Raw genomic sequence first — 20,679 nt, 5'->3', positions numbered from 1 at the left:
GCTGCGTTTTTGATGCATACAGAACAGATTAAAAAGAGGAAGATACTTTATGACAATTACGGTACTTGCAATAACAGAAACGGATTTTGTGCCCGATATTTCTTTGGGAAAGATAATGAATGAACGCTTGAAGCAGGCCGCTGCCGAACTTCAGGATATTCATTTACAGCCACTGCTTTCGGTAGGGGAAAGAAAAGACGATCTTGTTGTTTACATTAGTTATAACCCAAAATATAAAATAAGATTTAGAGTAGTTAACGATGTAACGGAAGATGTAGAAAACTTTGTAGGCTACGTTTGTGGTAATTTGGGTTACATAAAATGGAAAACCAGTGTTTTAAACGTTTTTAAAGGAAATGGATAGTGTAGATGAAAATCTGCTAAAATATTTCAATGGAGATTTAACAGCTTACCCGAACGATCCGTTTGAAAAATACCACAGGGAAAGTACATGGCACAAAAACTGGAAAAAGGCATTTCCAATAGAATATCGTGAGAAGGTTTTTTGCTGTCAGGATACAGGCGAATTACATAGAGCGGATGTTTATACAAATTGCGGCACTGCTATAGAATTCCAAAATTCGCCAATTACGTTGTCAGAAATGCAAAGCAGAGAAGCTTTTTACCCTAAGATGCTCTGGGTTTTAAATGGCAAAAAATTCAAAGGTTTTAGAGTGCTAAAAAATCTTCCAGATCCTTACGATCCCAAACTTGAAGCTTTTGAGTTTTGCAATACCGACCATCTTTCGATGTTTAGCAAATCAGAGGTATTATCTGGAATTGTTAAGCCCAAAGTTTTAAATTTCTATCATCCAGAATTAAAAAAAATTAAGCTTAGTTCAAATTATTATCATTTCTGTTGGAAACAACCACATGCGGTTTGGTATGCTGCAAAAGCTCCAATTTTTGTCGATTTAGGTGGTTTATTTCTTTATAGATTAAAGATAAGAAAACAAATTTCTGGAGATTACGCGTACCTGGAAATGATTAACAGGAAGAAGTTTATTGAAGATTTTCTTTAAGTTTAATTCAAATTAAAAGTATTTATCAATGCTTAAACCGTAGGTTAAATTTAAGTTTTCACGTTGTGTTACGTTTAATCTGTTATAATTTAATGCTGTAGTAAAGCTAATCCATTTTCTAATTTTTAAGCCCAGCGTGGTATTCGATCTGATAATGTAATCTCCTTTACGGCTATAAGAATTTTGCAAAAAATGGCTTCCATCTATCGTAATAATATCCTTTATAAGAAAATGATATTGTAGCCGTAAAGAGTTTCTAAAAGTACTATAATCTGCTAATTCTACTAGGCTGCTTCTATCGAAAAGTACGCCATTACTTAAATTGATGTATGCGTTAGTGGTATCAATAAAACTATAAGCAACACCTACACCAGCTAAAAGCTGATTTTTTAATTTAAGCGAATAACTTGTGTTGTAATTTACCAATCCCCAATAATAAAAATTGGTAAAGGTTTTATACAGATTTAGATTCATTGTAGTAGAAAAATCGTTATTGCTTAATGCATTATTTTGCTTGCCATAAAGCCAGCTGGTTGTACTGTTAAAAACAATACTTTTCTTTTTTAGTCCAAAATTGATGTTGTTGTTTAATAGATAAGCACGATCGTTATTGGTTTTGTTTATCGAGCCAGTTGACGATGCTACAATGTGGTAATTTGTGCTATCGCTGAATTGGGCAGAGGCATAGATATATGAGCATATCAGTAAAAGCAGTATAAAAATCTTCATACCACTTGAACATATATTGTTTACTGTATGTTTGAAGTAAATAAACTGTTTGACTAAGGTCATATCTAAAATGTAGCAGATTCTTTGATTAACTAAAGGATATTTTTGCGGGTACAATTGTAACATATATTCGTTTAATGGAAAATCTACTTAAAAATATACCATATTCTGTTTTAGATCTAGCAACCGTTTTAGAAGGGCATACCGCTGCCGATACTTTTAATACAAGTTTAGAAATGGCCCGGCAATCAGAAAGTTTGGATTATAACCGCTATTGGTTTGCCGAACATCATAACATGGCAGGCGTAGCGAGTTCTGCAACGGCAGTTTTAATTGGTTATATAGCAGGTGGAACAAAAACGATAAGGGTTGGCTCTGGCGGAATTATGTTGCCAAATCATTCGCCTTTAATTGTAGCCGAACAATTTGGAACATTAGCTTCATTATATCCTAACCGGATTGATTTGGGTTTGGGCAGAGCGCCAGGAACTGATCAGGTTACGGCTATGGCCATTAGAGGTCAAAACATACACGCCGCACATAGTTTTCCCAAAGATGTAGAAAGGTTACAACAATTATTTTCTGCTGATAACCGAAATTCTAATGTTAGAGCAATACCTGGCGAAGGCTTGGATGTTCCGATTTGGATTTTAGGCTCGAGTATGGATAGCGCCAGATTGGCTGCTGCAAAAGGTTTACCTTATGCATTTGCCAGTCACTTTGCGCCAACTTATTTTGAACAAGCCATCGAAATTTATAAAAATGAATTTCAAGCTTCTGAGGTTTTGCAGAAACCTTACGTTATGGCTTGTGTAAACGTGGTTGCAGCCGATACTGATGAGGAGGCAGAAATTTTATCAAACTCTGTAAAAAGAATGTTTTTGGGCGTAATTACCGGTAAACGTGAAAAACTAAAACCACCCGTTCAAAATATGAATCTGGTTTGGGATGCGATGGAAAAGGATGCTGTTGAGCAAATGCTTTATTACTCATTTATTGGCAGTGGCGCTACGATAAAAAATAATCTGGATGCTTTTGTAACTAAATATGGTGTAAATGAAATTATGAGCACTTCTCATATTTACGATCAATCTGCTAAGCTGCACTCAAACAAAGTTTTTGCTTCACTCTTTAAATAATTGTATCGATTTGTAAAGTAAATTAATTTAAAATCTAAATCAGTTTTAAATTAATTTACCTTTGAATCCAATATGAAATCTTACCTAAATCTGTTCGACTTTACGCAGAAAGTAAATTATCGTAATGAAATCTTGGCCGGACTCACCGTAGCCATGACGATGATGCCGGAATCTTTGTCTTTTGCAATTCTGGCAGGTTTTCCACCTTTAGTCGGTTTATACGCAGCCTTCATTATGGGTTTAATTACGTCAATTTTTGGCGGTCGCCCGGGTTTAATTTCTGGTGGGGCAGGTGCTACGGTGATTGTTCTAATTGCTTTAATGAAATCAAATGGAATTGAATATGTTTTTGCAGCAGTTATTTTAGCCGGAGTTATTCAAATCATTGTCGGTTTATTTAAACTGGGGAAATTTATAAGGTTAGTGCCACAACCGGTTATGTATGGCTTTGTTAATGGCCTAGCGGTTATTATTTTTTTAGCACAGCTAGAACAATTTAAAACGGTTGTAAACGGACAATTGGTTTGGCTTTCGGGTAATGCACTTTATTTGATGGCTGGCTTGGTTTTGCTTACCATCGCTATCGTTTGGATTGTTCCAAAATTTACAAAGGCAATTCCGCCATCATTAATCGCAATCGTAATCGTTTTTCTTATTGTATTAGGTTTTAATATCGATACAAAAACAGTTAAAGATATCGCTTCAGTAAGTGGTGGATTTCCTCCATTTCATATTCCAAAAATTCCATTTGAATTTGAAACCTTAAAAATTATTTTTCCATACGCATTAATTATGGCGGGTGTGGGTTTAACAGAAGGTTTGCTAACCCTTAATTTGGTCGATGAAATTACATCCACTAAAGGAAACAGTAACAGAGAATGTTTAGCGCAAGGAACGGCAAATATTGCTAATGGTTTTTTCTTTGGCATGGGTGGTTGCCCAATGATTGCGCAAACTTTGGTAAATCTTTCTTCAGGTTCAAGAGCCAGATTATCAGGCATTATTGCATCCTTAACTATTCTTACCATAATACTTTTTGGCGCTCCCTTAATTGAAAAAGTGCCAATGGCAGCGCTAACAGGGGTAATGATAATGGTTGCAATTGGAACCTTTGAATGGGCAAGTTTCCGCATAGCGAATAAAATGCCTAAGCATGATATTTTTATTGGAATTACCGTTGCACTAATCACAATTTTCTTGCACAATCTTGCACTTGCAGTTTTAATCGGGGTAATTATTTCGGCATTGGTTTTCGCATGGGAAAGTGCCAAAAGAATTAGAGCAAGCAAATCTATTGATGAGCATGGGGTTAAGCATTACAAATTGTATGGTCCGTTGTTTTTTGCTTCTGTAACTGCGTTTAATGATAAATTTGATATTGCAAACGATCCTGAAAAAGTTGTTATCGATTTTTCTGAAAGTAGGGTAGCAGATATGAGTGGGATTGATGCATTGCATAAACTTACGCAGCGATACGCACAAGCGGGCAAAGAATTACACTTAAAAAATTTGAGCTCGGATAGTAGAAGGCTTTTGAAAAACGCTGAAGAGATAATTGAAGTCAATATTTTAGATGAACCAAAATCTAAATTTCTAACGAACAAATAACCACTACAAAATCATTCTGCCTTTCAATTAAAGCTAAAAGATGGACATTAATTCCAAATTTTACGCTTCGCTTTTGCAGTTAAGTATTTTCTTTTAAATCCTTTTAGGTAAATAATTTGTTGTAAAATAACGTAGCTAAAAGGATTTACTATATTTACTGCCTAACCACAGATATAATGAAATTTTGGAAACTACTCATCCCTTTAAGCGTCTTAGTAAGCTTTAGTGTTCATGCACAAACCAGCTGGTCTTACAAAAAAGATAAAATTGTAACTGACTTTGCTGCACAGGTAAATCCAAATGCGCCATTGCCCGAATATCCGCGTCCACAATTGGTTAGAAACGATAACTGGAAAAATTTAAACGGATTGTGGGAATATGCAATTATTCCGAAATCAGCTAAAGAACCTGCGAAATATGACGGAAAAATTTTGGTTCCTTTTGCTGTAGAATCGGCACTATCTGGTGTGGGGAAAACCGTTGGTAAGGATAGTATTTTATGGTACAAAAATAACATTACAATTCCTTTGACATTAAAAAATAAGGAGGTTCTATTACATTTCGGTGCGGTTGATTGGCAAACCGAGGTCTACGTAAATGGCAAACTAGCAGGCAAGCACGAGGGTGGTTTTGATCCTTTCAGTTTTAACATAACTACCTTATTGAAAAAGGGTAACGTACAGGAGATTAAAGTAAAAGTTTGGGACCCTACAGATGAAGGACCTCAGCCCAGAGGCAAGCAAGTTAAAAAACCAGAAGGTATTTGGTATACGCCTGTAACTGGAATCTGGCAAACCGTTTGGATTGAAGGTGTGGCTAAAACACACATCCAACATACTAAACAAACTCCAGATATTGACGCTAAAACAATTTCTGTTTCTGCAAATATTACCTTAGCACAAGCTGCCGATTTAATTAGAATAGAGGTTTTAAATGGCAACAAAGTTATATCGCAAAATCAAGTTAAAGCTGGTGAAGTAGCAGTCGTACCAGTAGAAAATTCGAAGCTTTGGTCGCCTGATAGCCCTTTTTTATATGATTTAAGGATTAGTATTATCAGACAAGGCAAAATTATTGATGAGGTAAAAAGTTACTTCGCTATGCGGAAAATTTCTACCGGTGTTGATGCCAATGGAATTAAAAGGATGTTTTTAAATAACAAATTTTTATTCCAGTATGGCCCGTTAGACCAAGGTTTTTGGCCAGATGGTTTGTATACGCCACCAACAGAAGCCGCAATGAAATTTGATATCGATGAACTTAAAAAAATGGGTTTTAATATGATAAGGAAACACATTAAAGTTGAATCGGCCAGATACTATAATTATTGTGATAAAATCGGAATGTTGCTTTGGCAAGATATGCCGAGTGGCGATTTAGGAAATGGCTGGGAACCAAATCCCGGAATTATTGGAAGAGGAACTGAGCAAAAAAGAACAACTGAATCTGAAGGCTATTACCGCAAAGAATGGACGGCCATTATGGATGCTTTGCATAATTATCCATGCATTGTAGTTTGGACGCCTTTTAACGAAGCCTGGGGACAGTTTAAAACCGAAGAGATTACAGAGTGGACAATGAAAAAAGATCCATCTCGATTAGTTAACAGTGCGAGTGGAGGAAATTTCTTTAATACCGGGCATTTTACAGATTTACACCATTACCCGCAACCAGCAATGCCTCGCCCTGATTTATTTGGTAAAAATACAATATTGGTTTTAGGCGAATTTGGTGGTTTGGGTTTGCCGGTAAACGGCCACACCTGGCAAAATAAAAATAACTGGGGTTATCAGAGCTTTAAAACTGCTGATGAAATGTTAAGTAAATATAAAACCTTTATGGAAAAGATGGTCGAGCTGATTCCTTTAGGTTTATCGGCAGCCGTTTACACGCAAACTACAGATGTGGAAGGTGAAATAAATGGCTACATGACTTATGATAGAAAGGTAATTAAAATGCCATCTGCCGAGTTGTTCAAGCTCCATAAAAAGCTTTACAATACTGCTTTGGTAAAGTAGATTTTAATTCGAATACCAACAAAAAGGGAAATTATTAATTTAATTTCCCTTTTTAATTAGGTGCGTATTTTCCTACGCGTTCAGCAAAATCATTTAAATCAAACGGTTTGTTTATAAAATCTTCGGCGGTGCATTTAGATTTTACTTGTGCTAAATGGTTATTTGCAGACATCATCATTACCGGAATATTGTGTGTTCTGGCATTTGTTTTTAGCGCCGTGCAAATGTCAATTCCATTTCCATCAGGAAGCATGATATCTAAAATTATCATGTCTGGAGCTTGCATTTGCATTTGCTGCCAAAATGCTTTGGTATCCTTACAAGTTTTAACTTCATAAAGTTCTTCGGTTAGTAGAAATTCTATAATTTCTCGAATGTTAGGATTATCCTCTACAACATAGATACACTTTTTCATAAGCTTAATTCTATGCTTTAAAAACGAAATAATAGAACTTTTGGTTTACGTTATTTATTCACAATCATGCACTTATCAACGTTCAGGTCGTTTAAAATAACAGCTAATTTTTATCGTACCAATTGGGAACAGCAATGTAATTATCGTCCCAAATAATTTCGTTTTCGTCAGTTTTAAATCCTGAAGAAATATATTTAATCTCCGGTTCCTCTTCAGATAACTCATTTTTGAATTGATAAGCATCCGTAGCTAAATGTTGGTAAAGTTTAAATTGTTCTGCTTTGCTTTCGGTTAATAAAATCAGGGCCTTTTCTCCAGATTTTAGCGTAATAACCACTGTACCTTTTATTCTCATAATGGATGTATTTATTAAAACAACCTCTGTAATTGTTAAATGGTTTTAATAATATTCTGATTATCAGATATATGCTGATAAATTTTATTTTGAAACCTTTGCGTTTAGCTATGGTTTAATATTATGTAGTTTAATATTTAGCTGATATGAGTTTAACAAAATATAAATCGAAACGGGATTTTTCTAAAACAGCAGAACCTAAATCTGGTAAAAGTTCTAGTAAAACAAAGTTGATTTTTGTGGTTCAAAAACATGACGCATCTCGTTTACATTACGATTTTAGGCTGGAGATGGATGGTGTTTTAAAAAGCTGGGCAGTGCCAAAAGGTCCATCTACCGACCCAAAAAATAAGCGATTAGCAATGATGGTTGAAGATCATCCATTCGATTATCGAAATTTTGAAGGCATTATACCAAAGGGTGAATATGGCGGTGGTACGGTTATCGTTTGGGATGAAGGAACTTATGAGCCCATTGAACAGATAAAAGGTAAAGCAGCCCAGGAAAAGCACTTGTTGGAACAGCTTAAACAAGGTTCGTTAAAGGTTATTTTACATGGTAAAAAGCTAAAAGGCGAATTTGCATTGGTTAAAACAAACGGAATGGGCGAAAATGGCTGGTTACTTATTAAACACAAAGATGATTTTGCATCAGCTAAAGATATTACGAAAGAAGATAAATCTGTGCTTTCTGGTAAGAACATCAAAATGATGGAAAAAACACCTGAAACCGTTTGGAAGGATGGCCATGAAGCGCAAATAAAACCTGCAAAAAAAACACAACAGGATAAATTAGAACAGAAGATAGATACGGAAGAAAATGATAAGAATTTTGATGTAAAGAAATTACTTGCAAAAGCTAAAAAGACAGCGATGCCAAAAAACATCAAGCCGATGCTTGCTACATTAGTTGATGAACCTTTTGACGATGATGAATGGCAGTATGAAGTTAAATGGGATGGTTACAGGGCTTTAGCGTTTATAAACAAGGGCAAGGTTGATATTCTATCCAGAAATAATAAATCATTTAATGATAAGTTTTACCCGATATACGATTTATTGGGTAAGCAGAAGATTGATGCAGTTTTTGATGGTGAGATTCTGGTTTTAAACAACAAAGGCATATCAAACTTTGGCGCTTTACAAAATTGGAGAAGCGAGGCTGATGGAGAACTGATATTTTACGTATTTGATTTGCTTTGGTACAACAATAAAAACCTGATGGATTTGACCTTGGCCGAACGCCAAGCTATTCTAGCAGAAATATTGCCAACAGATGATGACAGAATCAGGTTGAGCAAAGTTTTTAAAGCTAACGGTATCGATTTTTTTGATGCAGCCAAACGAATGGGTTTAGAAGGGATTATTGCTAAGAAATCAAATAGTACCTATGTGTTAAATAAACGCTCTAAAGAATGGTTAAAAATTAAAGTTAGCAAAAGGCAGGAAGTTATTATTGCCGGCTATACAAGAAACGATGATACATCAAAAGAATTCAGTTCGCTTCTACTTGGTGTTTACGAAGGAAAAAATTTAAAATACGTAGGAAAGGTTGGTACGGGTTTTTCTGATAAGTTACAAAAAGAAATGATTTCTGCTTTCGATCCATTGGTAACAAAGAAAATGCCTTTTGATGAATTACCGGATGTAAATAAACCTTCGAGGTTTAGGCCAAATCCGCCGAAGGCGAAGGCAATTTGGTTAAAACCTGAATTAGTTTGTGAAGTTGCTTTTACTGAAATTACTGATGACGGCGTTTTTCGTCACCCATCATTTCAAGGTATGCGAGCAGATAAGAACGCAAAGGAAGTAATAAGGGAGGAAGAAATTCCAACAGATGAGTTAATTGATGATACAGAAAACCATGCAAAAGCACTTAAGCCACCAAAGGCTCAAACCTCTAAAACTTTATTAAATCCGAAGGATGAAACGCAGGTAAGAAAAATTAAAGGTCATGAATTAAAATTTACCAACTTAAGCAAGCTTTACTGGCCGAAGGATAAAATAAGCAAAAGAGATATGTTTAATTATTACTATCAGGTTGCTGATTATATTTTGCCTTATTTAAAAGACCGGCCTCAATCTTTAAATCGTTTCCCTGGCGGGATAGATGGTCAAAGTTTTTATCAAAAAGATGTTAAAGGTAAAGCGCCAGAATGGGCAGAAACTTTTCCTTATGAAAATGGGGAAGGAGAGAAAAAAGAATATTTGGTAGGCAACGGAGTTGATACATTACTTTGGATGGCATCTTTAGGTTGTATAGAAATCAATCCTTGGTTTAGCAGAATTCAAAAACCTGATAATCCGGATTATTGTGTAATTGATTTGGACCCCGACAAACATACTTTTAATCAGGTTATAGAAGCGGCAAATCAAACCAAAACGATTTTAGATGCCCTGGATGTTCCAAGTTTCCCAAAAACATCTGGTTCAACAGGTATCCATATTTATATTCCGCTAAATGCAAAATATACATACGAGCAAAGCCAGATGTTTGCAAAAATTATTGTGAGCCTGGTTAATAAACAAATACCAGATTTTACCACACTAGAGCGGACAATCTCTGCAAGAAAAGGCAAAATGTATCTTGATTTTCTTCAAAACAGACCAGGTGCAACCATTGCCGGACCATACTCATTGCGGCCAAAACCCGGTGCAACAGTTTCAATGCCATTAGATTGGAGCGAAGTTAAACCAGGATTAAAAATGACTGACTTTCATATTTTCAATACATTAGATAGATTAAAATCGGAAGGTGATTTATTTAAAGGTGTTTTAGGTAAGGGTATTGATTTAAAAAAGGCAATTGCTAAAGCGAAAGATACCTTTGGGTAATTTAATCAGCTTTGCTTTGGTTTAGAGAAACAAAAAAGGATAGGCCTAAGGCCTATCCATATCTAAACCCAAACATGCGCTCAAACATGAATGAATCAAACAAAGGTATCAAATATTTGATCTTAAATCATTATTTACATCATTAAAAACAATGTTAATTCTTTGTTACAGTTATTTTTAAATGGTGTTAATATTTAAAATTCAATGCTAAATAAAGCAATGCCGCGAGTGCTGCACCGCATATTGGGCCAACAATAGGCACCCATGCATACGCCCAGTCGCTAGACCCTTTACCCTTCATTGGTATAATGGTGTGAATAATCCTCGGGCCTAAATCTCGCACGGGGTTTATGGCATAACCTGTAGTACCACCTAAGGCAAGTCCAATTACCCAAACCAAAAATGCAACCGGAATTGCACCAATAGAACCTAATCCGATGGGTGTTTTATCGGTTCCCATTTCTGCATTTGTAAAATAAAAGATAACGAAAATCAATACGAATGTTCCGATAATTTCTGAGAATAAATTGGATTTATAATTACGAATTGCCGGTGCTGTAGCAAATGGTGCAGCTTTTAATCCTTTATCTTCTGTTGCATCAAAGTGGTCTTTATAAATTAACCAGACCAAAATTGAACCAAGCATGGCGCCACAAAGTTGGGCTAAAATATAATATGGAACTTTTATCCATGCAAATTTTTGGGTTATTGCCAAAGCGATAGTTACCGCCGGATTTAAGTGTGCGCCGCTGTATGGTGCTGCAATTACAACACCTACAAATACTGCAAGCGCCCAGGCAGTTGTAATTACCATCCATCCGCTATTATTGCCTTTGGTTTCTTTTAATACTACATTGGCAACCACACCATTTCCAAGTAGAATTATTAGCGCTGTGCCTATAAATTCTGCTACAAATTCTGTCATTTTTATATTTGGTTAAATATTAAATATCGTAAATATTTTAATGTTCTGCACAAACTCTTGCTGCTTTTACCGCTCTGTTCCATCCTTTAATATTTTCGGTATTATCAATGCCTTCGGTAGCAGTAAAAGTTTTATTAATTTTCCATTGAGAACGAATTTGTTCTATGCTATCCCAAAAACCCGTAGCCAAACCGGCTAAATAAGCGGCGCCAATTGCGGTTACTTCAGTTACCTGAGGCCTTACTACTGTGCTGTTTAGCAAATCAGCCTGAAACTGCATAAGTAAGTCGTTGGCAGTTGCACCACCATCAACCCTTAACTCGGCAATATTTACACCCGCATCAGCTTCCATAGCTTTTAAAACATCCATGGTTTGGTAGGCAATACTTTCGAGTGCTGCTCTGGCAATGTGTGATTTATTTGTACCACGGGTTAAGCCTGTAATGGTTCCACGGGCATGTTGATCCCAGTGTGGCGCACCTAATCCTGCAAAAGCAGGTACAATATACACACCTTGCGTATCGGGAACCTTTTTAGCCAATGTTTCTACATCGGCAGATTTTGAAATTAAACCCATTTCATCCCGAAGCCATTGTACAACTGCACCACCAATAAAAATACTACCTTCTAAAGCATAATGTACCTCATCTTTTATTTTCCAGGCAATTGTGGATAACAAATTATTTGCAGATATTTTAGGCTCCGTTCCAATATTCATCAGCATAAAACAACCTGTACCGTAGGTATTTTTTACCATTCCAACCTCGGTACACATTTGTCCGAAAAGCGCTGATTGCTGATCGCCTGCAATTCCTGCAATAGGTATTTTTGCTGCGAGTATTTTTCCGGCGGTTTCTCCATAAACTTCACTTGATGATTTTACCTCCGGAAGCATTTCTTTTGGGATACCGAAAAGCTGAAGTAATTCTTCATCCCACGAAAGTGTATGAATATTGTATAACATGGTACGGGAAGCATTGGTAACATCAGTTACATGTTTATCTCCTGCTGTAAGTTTCCAGATTAACCAAGTATCAATCGTTCCAAAAGCAAGTTTGCCGGCCTTTGCTTTTTCCATTGCACCATCAACATTCTCTAAAATCCATTTAGCTTTTGTTGCGGAGAAATATGCATCAATAATTAACCCGGTTTTTCCTTGAATTTTCTCTGATAAACCCTGGGCTTTAATTTCATCGCAGTATGCGGATGTTCTTCTGTCTTGCCAAACAATAGCGTTATATACCGGAATTCCAGTTTCTTTATCCCATACAACAGTGGTTTCACGTTGGTTGGTAATGCCAATTGAATTAATGTCATTTACCGTTAAGCCAGCTTTTACAACTACCTCTGCAACAACCGAAAGCTGGGTTGACCAAATCTCTAATGGATCATGTTCTACCCAACCAGCCTTTGGATAAATTTGTGTGAATTCTTTTTGTGCTATGGCAACAATTTCGCCATCGTGGTTAAAAATAATTGCCCTCGAACTGGTAGTTCCCTGGTCGATAGACAAGATAAACTTGCTCATAATGTAATATTAGGTTAGGTTACTGTTCGGTTAAAACCGATTGTGCTTTTTTATCGTTGTTGTAAATATAGCCTTGCGCCAAATTATTAAAAATTTCAATCTGGTTATGTTCCCAATCTGCATTTGCCTGTAACGCTTTTGCTAAAATTGATGCTACTTTCGGTGCCATTTCCATTGCTGCTTTGGCATCAATGAATAAAACCCGTAAACGGCGACTTAATACATCTTCAACAGTTTCGGCCATTTCATTTTCTATGGCCCAAACCACTTCTGCTTTATTGTAAGGAAAATCTGGATGTAGTTTTTCGCTTAATTCCGGATTTTTAGCCATCAATTCTTCAATGGCAGACTTATCTGTTCCATAAATATCGAGGAAATTACTATCACTAAAATTGTTGCAACCATGAATTTTTAAGGTTCTGGTTTTGCAATCACTTGCTTTCAGATTTGCATGCGTAATGGCTAAGTTCACCGTTTCTTCTGCCATGCGGCGATAGGTAGTCCATTTGCCGCCTGTGATGGTTATCAATCCTTTCGCAGAGATTAATAACTTATGATCGCGACTAATTTCCTTTGTGCTGTTTCCATCGTTATTAGAAGGTGCTGCTAATGGGCGTAATCCGGAGAAAACACTCAAGATATCACTTTCCAAAGGTTTACGATTGAAGTATGAAGCTGCAGTTGCTAATATAAAATCTACTTCCGCTCGTAATGCTTTTGGTTCTAAACTGTGCTCATTTATTGGAGTATCAGTAGTTCCAACCAATAAATGCTTATGCCAAGGCACTGCAAAAAGCACTCGTCCGTCTGATGTCTTTGGAATCATCAATGCAGAGTCTGTATTTAAAAAGCTTTTATCAAGCACAATATGAATACCCTGACTTGGCCTCACCATGTTTTTGGAGTTAGGGTTGTTCATCTTCAGAATATCATCAACAAAAACACCTGTAGCATTTATAATAACTTTTCCTTTAAAGTTATTCCTTTTACCGGTAAGCGTATCTTCTGTTTCAATACCGGTAATGCTTTCCCCATTTTTTTGCAAGGAAATTACCTTGGTATAATTTAATAAAGTAGCCCCGTTTTCAATAGCTGTTTGAGCAATATTTATGGCTAATCTTGCATCATCAAACTTGCCATCAAAATACTTTATTCCACCTTTTAAGCCCTTCGCTTTAATTTCAGGCATCAAACTTAAAGTTTCACGCTTTGATAAATATTCAGATTTTCCGAAGCTGTACTTTCCTGATAACCAATCGTAAATGGTTAAACCACTTAAATATTTGATAATCGAAAACCAACTGTAGCATGGTATAATAAAAGCTTCTTTATCAACCAGGTGTGCCGCATTTTTTTGTAATAATCCTCTTTCTTCCAGAGCATGTTTTACCAAACCGATATCACCTTGTGCCAAATAACGAACGCCACCATGAACCAGTTTGGTGCTTCTGCTCGATGTTCCTTTGGCAAAATCAGATTGCTCTACCAAAAGTGTTTTTAAACCTCTTGTTGTTGCATCTAAGGCTGTTCCTAAACCGGTGGCACCACCACCAATAATGATGATGTCCCAATTGGCATTTTCTTCAATAATAGGATTATGTAATCTATTCATTTAAAACGAAAGGTAATAAAACGAAACAATACGCAATTATACGTAATCATAATCGAAATAATATAATCTTCAGGTTAAAAAATTATTATTTTATTTATCCGATTGACTTTTCAAATTCTTAATTTGTGGCGTTTGAAAAACATACCAAACTGTTATGATGAATTTAGCCGAGAGGCACCAGTTAATTTTAAGTCGCTTACAAAGAGATCAATACATCAATGTTGTAGATTTATGTAAGGAACTGAAAGTATCTTCTGTTACGATAAGAAAGGATTTAAAACTTCTTGAAGATAAAAATCTTTTGTTCAGAACTCATGGTGGTGCAACCATGAATAACCCATATACGGTAGACAGGCCAGTAAATGAAAAGGAAAAGCTGCAATCTTCTGAAAAAAATAAAATAGGATTAGCTGCCGCTCAATTACTTAGCGAGAATGAATCAATCGTTATTGCATCAGGCACCACTGTATTGTATTTTGCTAAAAATATTCCGGCCGGTACCAATTTAACGGTGGTAACGTCAGCATTAAATGTGGCTTTAGAATTAATGAGAGAAAGCAGTATTGAAGTTATACAATTGGGTGGCTTGCTGAGAAAAAGTTCATCATCTGTAATGGGTAGTTATGCCGAACAAGTGTTAGGTGATTTTTACTTCAATAAACTTTTTTTAGGTGTTGATGGTATAGATTTAGACTTTGGTTTAACCACTACAAATGCCATGGAAGCGCATTTAAACAGAAAAATGATTAACGTTTCGCAAAAAACAATTGTACTTGCAGATTCTACAAAATTTGGCAAGAGAGGCTTCGGTAAAATTTGTGGATTAGAGGAAATCGATCACATCATAACAGATAAAGGAATTTCTGAACAAATTGTAAAACATTTAGAAGGTTTAGGTGTTACTGTTACTATCGTATAGTATATTTTCGATATTTAAACCAAACAATAATTTGAACTATGTCAAAAAAACGCATACACATTTTAGAAGATGATCAGGAAATCAGAAATGTAATCGAGATTTTTTTAAAAGAGGAGGGTTTCGAACTTCAACTTTCATCATCATTTTCAGAGTTAAAAAAGAACATTCAGGATGCAATGCCAGATTTATTTTTGCTTGATGTAATGTTACCTGATGGGAATGGAGCAGAAATTTGCGAAGATTTAAAAACAGATATTTTTACTAAGCACATCCCAATTATAGTAATGTCTGCACAAAATAACAGCGAGCAAAAAGCAATTGATGCATTTGCTGATGATTATATTAGTAAACCATTTGATATTTATGATGTACTTGAGCGCATAAATACTCAAATTAATAAGGCCAGAGAAGGAAAAGAAGCGAAAGCTTAGATGAAAATCATAAATGAAAGCGGGTTTTGCATGTAGCAAAACCCGCTTTTTTTTATTTAAAATCTTTTATAATATCGCCTTCTAAATTGTTAATGAACACTACAATATCTTCAAGTCTATTGGCGGTTTTTAATCCAGAAGGCGTTTCTGCACTAAATGTGAATTTTATACCTTTAAAATCAGCCAATCGCTGAGTAGATGTTGTAAAATATAAACCCCCACTATCTACAAATCGAACATACCAATACAATATTTCAGGTTGATTGGTTGTTGCATTTAATGTTGTTGTAGTAAAAACGTTAAGTTTTATAACATCTGGTTGCGGTATTGATTTTTTACATGCAGTAAAAGTAATTAAAAGCAAGAGGGCTAATATTGATTGTTTCATAAATCTAATGTTGGTAAGCCCAAAAATAATAAATTCTGCCTTTTTAACTATTTATCAAATAAAAAATTAATTCCATTTAAAAACAGTTGTGGGGGTTAGTTTAGCAAATTAAAACATTGATTAGCAATTTCATACTCTTCATTGGTTGGAATCACCAGGATATTAACATTTGAATTTGCTTCGCTTATATTTAATAATTGACCACTATATGCTCTGTTCTTCGAATCATCTAGATTAATACCTAAATAACTTAAGTTTTTGCATACCGAATACCTCATTTTAGCATCATTCTCTCCAACTCCGGCGGTAAAAACTAATGCATCAACACCGTTTAAAACAGCAGTATAAGCGCCAATAAATTTTTTAATCCTGTAGGCATAAATTTCAAGCGCAAGCTTAGCAGATTCATTTCCCTCATCAGCTAATTTATTGATATCACGCATATCACTCGATCCGCCAACGCCTAACAAACCTGATTGTTTATTAAGCAATGTACTTAATTGCTCTAGCGTGTAACCAGAATGTTCCATTAAATGAAACATTACTGATGGATCGATATCTCCCGAACGAGTTCCCATCATTAATCCGCTTAAAGGACCAAAACCCATACTTGTATCTATTGATTTTCCATTTTTTATGGCAGTGATGCTGCACCCATTGCCTAAATGCACACTAATTATTTTCGATTCACCTTTGTTAAGGTATTTAATAGCCTGTTCGCTAACGTATTTATGGCTTGTACCATGAAATCCATAAACCCTTATCCCTTGTTCTTTGTAGTAAGTTTCCGGTATCGCATAGCGATAAGCATCTTGTGGGATAGTTTGATGAAAGGCTGTATCAAAAACCGCAATTTGTTTTGCAGCACTAAAGGTTTGCTCTGCTACTTCAATACATTTATAATTAACAGGATTGTGTAATGGGGCTAAAGAAAATAATTTCTTAATCTGGTGTTTTACATCGTTATCAATTAATGTTGCACCGGCAAAATGTTCTCCGCCATGCACTACCCGGTGTCCAACCGCTGTAATATCTTCTGGAGTGGCAATTACTGCATTTTGCCCTTCAGATAATAAACTTAAAACTTGTTTTAACCCCTCCCCATGATTGGAAATAAATCCTTCCTTTTCTATCGTTAATTTTTCTCCATTAGGAAAAACAACATGTTTTATAAAAGAACCCTCAATACCGATGCGCTCTACCAACCCACTGCAAACGGGTTTCGGCGATGGCATTTTAAATAATTGATATTTGATTGAGCTACTTCCTGAGTTAATTACTAAAATATTCATAGGTTATTTTATATCCTGACATTGAATTGCGGTGATAACTACAGTATTAAAAATATCATCAACAGTGCAACCTCTGCTTAAATCGTTAATTGGTTTATTTAACCCTTGTAACATTGGGCCAATTGCCAATGCACCGGTTTCTCTTTGCACAGCTTTGTAAGTGTTATTTCCTGTATTTAAATCGGGAAAAATTAAAACGCTGGCTCGTCCGGCAACTTCAGAACCTGGTAATTTTTGCTGACCAACCAAAGGATCTACGGCAGCATCATATTGTATCGGGCCTTCAATTTTTAATTCCGGGTGTTTGGCTTTCACAATTGCAGTTGCTTCGCGTACACGCTCCACATCTTCCCCTTCGCCAGAACTTCCAGACGAGTAGGAGAGCATGGCAATTCTTGGCTCTATACCAAATTTTGAACTGCTTTCTGCTGATGAAATTGCAATTTCGGCTAATTGTTGTGCAGTCGGATTTGGATTTACTGCGCAATCGCCAAAAATGGCAACACGCTCTGGTAAGCACATAAAAAATATGGAAGAAACAACAGATACGCCTGGTTTGGTTTTCACAAATTGTAAGGCAGGCCTGATGGTGTGTTGCGTAGTATGAACCGCTCCTGAAACCATACCATCTGCATCGCCTTTATAAACCATCATGGTACCGAAATAAGAAACATCGGTCATCATATCCCGGGCCATTTCCATATTTACGTTCTTATTTTTGCGTAGTTCATAAAGGGTTTCTACATAATCATCGTATTGCGGAGATTGTGCCGGATTGTGAATGTTTATTGAATTGATATCAAGATTTAAACCCAACCTTTTAATAGAAGTTCCAATTTCCAAAGGGTCGCCAAGCAATGTAATGTTAACTACATCCTGAGTAATTAATTTTTCTACAGCTTTTAGTATCCTGTCATCGTTCCCTTCGGGCAAAACAATGTGTTTTTTCTCGCCTTTTGCCCATTTCACCAAATTGTATTGAAACATGTGTGGTGTTATGCCTTCGTAACTAAAAGTGATGATTTTATCATCTAATGCTTTCAAATCAACATATTTTTCAAATAGTTCAATAGCGAGTGAAATTTTCTTTTTATTATCAATCGTGATTTTTGAATGAATAGAACCGATTGCGGTCGTAGTTTCAAAAGTGCCTTTTTGAACCGAAATAATCGGAATTATAGTCTGTAATCCTTCAATCAACTTAATCATTGGCTCATCAGGCAAACTGCCCGCAGTTAATACAATACCTGCAACCTTTGGGTAGTTGGCAGATAAATTAGCCTGCAATGAACCGATAATAATATCGCCACGGTCGCCTGGTGTAACAATTAAGAGATTATCCTTTATATGCCTTAAAAAATTGGGCAACATCATAGCGCCAGTTACAAAATTATCTACCTGGTTATCCATCAAATCTGCTCCAAATAGAACCTCAGCATCTAATGCTTCTGTAATTTCTCTCATTGTTGGACTTTGTAAGCCGCTTTCAATAGGAATTACAGCAATTAATAACTCGGGCGGTAATTGATTAGTGAGTGCTTGTTTAATCCGTTCAGCTTCTTCGGGGTTAACCATGTTTGCAACAACACCCAAAACCTGTACATCTCTTAGCAAGAAATTACGGTAAATATTTATAGCCGATTTAAAAAGCTGACTAGCGGTTTTATTTTTACCTGAAACGACAATTAATACCGGTGCACCAAGGTTTTTAGCCATTAATGCGTTTGATTCAAATTCAAAAGCCATTCCTTCACCCAAAAAATCGCTTCCCTCAATTACAGTAAAATCGTAATTATCTTCTAATTTTTTGTATTTGCTGATGATTGTATTGATGACATCTCCACTATTTTGATGTTCATGTAGCATATCTTGCCTGGTGAAAGCAAAGGCATCTTCATATTTAACCGGCAGAGAAAAATAATCAAGCATTGCCTCCACATGTTTATCTTTTTCATTTACATCATCCTGAGCAATAATTGGCTTAAAATAGCCAACTTTTTGCGTTTTGGCGAGCAACATATTAATCATTCCGAAGGCGATTACCGATTTGCCGGTATATGGTTCTGCAGAAGCAATGAAGATATTTTTAGTCATACGAAGAGTAATTTTATAGATAAACCAACAGCCCGCAAGATAGTTGGAAAAATTTAAATTGCGATTTGTAAATTGTAATTATTTAGAATAATTCTAATGTAGCTTTTACCTTCGGTTCGCTTTTTTAAAATCAAAATCCTGCTAAAACAAAAAATCCTGATATCTTTCGATTCAGGATTTTTTAGCTTTTTGAGCGGAAAGCGAGGGATTCGAACCCCCGGACCTATGACAGTCAACAGTTTTCAAGACTGCCGCATTCGACCACTCTGCCAGCTTTCCGGAGGCAAAAGTACAAACTCTGCTCAAATCTGCAAACTATGATGTGCTTTTTTTTTTATAAAATTGATAATTGCTTAACACAGAGGAAGAAAAAAATTATTTTTTAGAAATATTTCCTTCAATAGGGTCGCTTTCTTTGAATAGATTAAAGGTGGGGCGAATAATTTTCACACTTTTTTTACTCACATCGATACTTGCATTAAGCTCAAAGCCTATTAATAAAATCAGGGAGTTTAGATAAAGCCAAATCATTATAACGATTAACGTTCCGATAGAACCATAAACTTTATTGTATGAACCGAAATTGTTGATGTAAAAGGAAAATCCCCAGATGGTTAAAAAAGCTAAAATAGTAGCCAACCAGGAGCCGGCACTAAATAGTTTCCATTTCTTTGCGTGTGATGGTCCGTATCGGTAAAGTATAGAGATTGTGATAAAATAGAGCGCTGCTAATAATGTCCATCGCGTAAGCTGAATGGCATAAACAGCTAAGCTATCTTTAATGTGAAGTTCTGTTTTAATGTAATTCAAAAGCAACTCGCCAATGGCCATTGCGCTGATGCAAATAATGATAGAGAAAAAAATTATCATCGTAAGGATTAATGCAATAAGGCGTTGCTTTAACCAGCCTCTGGTTTCTATTACCAGCGAAGCTTTGTTAAAAGCTTTCATTAGATTTTGAACGCCGTTTGTAGCAAAAAAGATTGCCGACAGAAATCCGAAGGATAATAAACCTCTGTTTTGGTTGTTGATGATATCTTTTAACGTTGTTTCGAATGCTTCAAACGCATTGTGAGGGAGAATCAATTCTATTAAACTTAAAAGCTTTTCTTGAAAACCTGAAATTGGTATAAAAGGAATTAAAGTAAATAGAAATATAATACTTGGGAAAATGGCCAGCATAAAGCTATAAGCCAATGATGATGATTTATTAACCAACGATTCTTTCTTAATTTCTCTGAAAAAGAAGGTTGCTACAGTAAAAAGGGGCAATGGGCTGAAACCAGGCAATACGCAGGATTTAGTCCACTCAATAAAGTTAGAGTAAAACCTGAAATTTAATAATTGCCTATGTAACCATTCCATTAATT

18 protein-coding genes and 1 tRNA gene are annotated in these 20,679 nt (G+C 35.8%); 8 read left to right on the top strand and 11 right to left on the bottom strand.

The annotated features are described in order from the left end of the window. Positions 1-49: 49 nt before the first annotated feature. Positions 50-364: a hypothetical protein gene (locus LUA86_RS06365; protein ID WP_231459776.1), complete on the top strand. Its 315-nt coding sequence runs from the start codon at positions 50-52 to the stop codon at positions 362-364. Continuing rightward, on the top strand, positions 357-1,022 hold the full coding sequence (locus tag LUA86_RS06360) for a competence protein (protein ID WP_231459775.1): 666 nt from the start codon (positions 357-359) through the stop codon (positions 1,020-1,022). Before LUA86_RS06365 ends, LUA86_RS06360 begins: the two co-directional genes overlap by 8 nt. A gap of 12 nt (positions 1,023-1,034) precedes the next feature. On the opposite strand, the gene LUA86_RS06355 is transcribed toward LUA86_RS06360, so the two are convergent. After that, positions 1,035-1,751: a DUF481 domain-containing protein gene (locus tag LUA86_RS06355; protein WP_231459774.1), complete on the bottom strand. Its 717-nt coding sequence runs from the start codon at positions 1,749-1,751 to the stop codon at positions 1,035-1,037. Between the two features lie 137 nt (positions 1,752-1,888). On the opposite strand from LUA86_RS06355, the gene LUA86_RS06350 reads away from it, so the two are divergent. From LUA86_RS06350 to LUA86_RS06340, 3 genes are all read left to right on the top strand, one after another. Continuing rightward, a complete protein-coding gene (locus tag LUA86_RS06350) occupies positions 1,889-2,890 on the top strand; it encodes an LLM class flavin-dependent oxidoreductase (protein WP_231459773.1) in 1,002 nt (333 codons plus the stop codon). 72 nt (positions 2,891-2,962) lie between these two features. Beyond that, positions 2,963-4,498 (top strand): SulP family inorganic anion transporter, encoded by a 1,536-nt coding sequence (locus LUA86_RS06345; RefSeq protein WP_231459772.1) that lies wholly within the window; start codon positions 2,963-2,965, stop codon positions 4,496-4,498. 176 nt (positions 4,499-4,674) lie between these two features. Beyond that, on the top strand, positions 4,675-6,516 hold the full coding sequence (locus LUA86_RS06340; protein WP_231459771.1) for a glycoside hydrolase family 2 protein: 1,842 nt from the start codon (positions 4,675-4,677) through the stop codon (positions 6,514-6,516). 52 nt (positions 6,517-6,568) lie between these two features. Here the strand turns inward: LUA86_RS06340 and LUA86_RS06335 are convergent, their stop codons facing one another. Together LUA86_RS06335 and LUA86_RS06330 are read right to left on the bottom strand one after the other, a co-directional pair. Beyond that, the gene (locus LUA86_RS06335) at positions 6,569-6,931 is read right to left on the bottom strand and encodes a response regulator transcription factor (RefSeq protein WP_231459770.1); all 363 of its coding nucleotides are present in this window, start codon (positions 6,929-6,931) and stop codon (positions 6,569-6,571) included. A gap of 103 nt (positions 6,932-7,034) precedes the next feature. Then, positions 7,035-7,286 carry a hypothetical protein gene (locus LUA86_RS06330; protein WP_231459769.1) on the bottom strand — a complete coding sequence of 84 codons (252 nt, stop codon included), beginning with the start codon at positions 7,284-7,286 and terminating at the stop codon, positions 7,035-7,037. 146 nt (positions 7,287-7,432) lie between these two features. On the opposite strand from LUA86_RS06330, the gene ligD reads away from it, so the two are divergent. Further along, positions 7,433-10,120, top strand: coding sequence for a DNA ligase D (gene ligD / locus LUA86_RS06325; protein WP_231459768.1), 2,688 nt, complete (start codon positions 7,433-7,435; stop codon positions 10,118-10,120). Positions 10,121-10,307: 187 nt separating this feature from the next. Here the strand turns inward: ligD and LUA86_RS06320 are convergent, their stop codons facing one another. The 3 genes from LUA86_RS06320 to LUA86_RS06310 are packed head-to-tail and all read right to left on the bottom strand — an operon-like array spanning position 10,308 to position 14,185. Then, positions 10,308-11,045 carry an MIP/aquaporin family protein gene (locus LUA86_RS06320; RefSeq protein WP_231459767.1) on the bottom strand — a complete coding sequence of 246 codons (738 nt, stop codon included), beginning with the start codon at positions 11,043-11,045 and terminating at the stop codon, positions 10,308-10,310. A 37-nt stretch (positions 11,046-11,082) separates the two neighbouring features. Beyond that, positions 11,083-12,573, bottom strand: a complete 1,491-nt coding sequence (glpK, locus tag LUA86_RS06315; RefSeq protein ID WP_231459766.1) for a glycerol kinase GlpK — start codon at positions 12,571-12,573, stop codon at positions 11,083-11,085. Positions 12,574-12,592: 19 nt separating this feature from the next. Then, a complete protein-coding gene (locus LUA86_RS06310) occupies positions 12,593-14,185 on the bottom strand; it encodes a glycerol-3-phosphate dehydrogenase/oxidase (RefSeq protein WP_231459765.1) in 1,593 nt (530 codons plus the stop codon). A gap of 154 nt (positions 14,186-14,339) precedes the next feature. On the opposite strand from LUA86_RS06310, the gene LUA86_RS06305 reads away from it, so the two are divergent. Both LUA86_RS06305 and LUA86_RS06300 read left to right on the top strand, forming a co-directional pair. Next, entirely contained in the window at positions 14,340-15,104 is a 765-nt protein-coding gene (locus LUA86_RS06305; protein WP_231459764.1) for a DeoR/GlpR family DNA-binding transcription regulator, read from the top strand. Between the two features lie 38 nt (positions 15,105-15,142). Further along, complete coding sequence (locus LUA86_RS06300; protein WP_231459763.1) at positions 15,143-15,535, top strand: response regulator transcription factor; 393 nt, start codon at positions 15,143-15,145, stop codon at positions 15,533-15,535. A 52-nt stretch (positions 15,536-15,587) separates the two neighbouring features. Here the strand turns inward: LUA86_RS06300 and LUA86_RS06295 are convergent, their stop codons facing one another. The 5 genes from LUA86_RS06295 to LUA86_RS06275 form a co-directional block, all read right to left on the bottom strand. Next, on the bottom strand, positions 15,588-15,923 hold the full coding sequence (locus LUA86_RS06295; protein WP_231459762.1) for a hypothetical protein: 336 nt from the start codon (positions 15,921-15,923) through the stop codon (positions 15,588-15,590). 95 nt (positions 15,924-16,018) lie between these two features. Beyond that, positions 16,019-17,215: an acetate/propionate family kinase gene (locus tag LUA86_RS06290; protein ID WP_231459761.1), complete on the bottom strand. Its 1,197-nt coding sequence runs from the start codon at positions 17,213-17,215 to the stop codon at positions 16,019-16,021. A gap of 3 nt (positions 17,216-17,218) precedes the next feature. Beyond that, complete coding sequence (gene pta, locus LUA86_RS06285; protein WP_231459760.1) at positions 17,219-19,309, bottom strand: phosphate acetyltransferase; 2,091 nt, start codon at positions 19,307-19,309, stop codon at positions 17,219-17,221. A 194-nt stretch (positions 19,310-19,503) separates the two neighbouring features. Further along, a tRNA-Ser gene (locus LUA86_RS06280) sits at positions 19,504-19,588 on the bottom strand. Positions 19,589-19,684: 96 nt separating this feature from the next. Then, positions 19,685-20,674, bottom strand: coding sequence for a YihY/virulence factor BrkB family protein (locus LUA86_RS06275; protein ID WP_231459759.1), 990 nt, complete (start codon positions 20,672-20,674; stop codon positions 19,685-19,687). Between the last annotated feature and the right edge of the window lie 5 nt (positions 20,675-20,679).

It is taken from the genome of Pedobacter sp. Leaf132, assembly GCF_920984695.1.
Classification (GTDB): Bacteria; Bacteroidota; Bacteroidia; order Sphingobacteriales; family Sphingobacteriaceae; genus Pedobacter.
Note: the sequence above shows the minus strand (reverse complement) of the source record. Positions and strands in the feature narration are given on the sequence as shown.

Coding starts and splice junctions, on each gene's coding strand:
- LUA86_RS06365 (WP_231459776.1), top strand. CDS start 50: ATGACAATTACGGTACTTGCAATAACAGAAACGGATTTTGTGCCCGAT.
- LUA86_RS06350 (WP_231459773.1), top strand. CDS start 1,889: ATGGAAAATCTACTTAAAAATATACCATATTCTGTTTTAGATCTAGCA.
- LUA86_RS06360 (WP_231459775.1), top strand. CDS start 357: ATGGATAGTGTAGATGAAAATCTGCTAAAATATTTCAATGGAGATTTA.
- LUA86_RS06305 (WP_231459764.1), top strand. CDS start 14,340: ATGATGAATTTAGCCGAGAGGCACCAGTTAATTTTAAGTCGCTTACAA.
- LUA86_RS06335 (WP_231459770.1), bottom strand. CDS start 6,931: ATGAAAAAGTGTATCTATGTTGTAGAGGATAATCCTAACATTCGAGAA.
- ligD (WP_231459768.1), top strand. CDS start 7,433: ATGAGTTTAACAAAATATAAATCGAAACGGGATTTTTCTAAAACAGCA.
- LUA86_RS06275 (WP_231459759.1), bottom strand. CDS start 20,674: ATGGAATGGTTACATAGGCAATTATTAAATTTCAGGTTTTACTCTAAC.
- LUA86_RS06340 (WP_231459771.1), top strand. CDS start 4,675: ATGAAATTTTGGAAACTACTCATCCCTTTAAGCGTCTTAGTAAGCTTT.
- LUA86_RS06290 (WP_231459761.1), bottom strand. CDS start 17,215: ATGAATATTTTAGTAATTAACTCAGGAAGTAGCTCAATCAAATATCAA.
- LUA86_RS06320 (WP_231459767.1), bottom strand. CDS start 11,045: ATGACAGAATTTGTAGCAGAATTTATAGGCACAGCGCTAATAATTCTA.
- glpK (WP_231459766.1), bottom strand. CDS start 12,573: ATGAGCAAGTTTATCTTGTCTATCGACCAGGGAACTACCAGTTCGAGG.
- pta (WP_231459760.1), bottom strand. CDS start 19,309: ATGACTAAAAATATCTTCATTGCTTCTGCAGAACCATATACCGGCAAA.
- LUA86_RS06355 (WP_231459774.1), bottom strand. CDS start 1,751: ATGAAGATTTTTATACTGCTTTTACTGATATGCTCATATATCTATGCC.
- LUA86_RS06345 (WP_231459772.1), top strand. CDS start 2,963: ATGAAATCTTACCTAAATCTGTTCGACTTTACGCAGAAAGTAAATTAT.
- LUA86_RS06310 (WP_231459765.1), bottom strand. CDS start 14,185: ATGAATAGATTACATAATCCTATTATTGAAGAAAATGCCAATTGGGAC.
- LUA86_RS06295 (WP_231459762.1), bottom strand. CDS start 15,923: ATGAAACAATCAATATTAGCCCTCTTGCTTTTAATTACTTTTACTGCA.
- LUA86_RS06300 (WP_231459763.1), top strand. CDS start 15,143: ATGTCAAAAAAACGCATACACATTTTAGAAGATGATCAGGAAATCAGA.
- LUA86_RS06330 (WP_231459769.1), bottom strand. CDS start 7,286: ATGAGAATAAAAGGTACAGTGGTTATTACGCTAAAATCTGGAGAAAAG.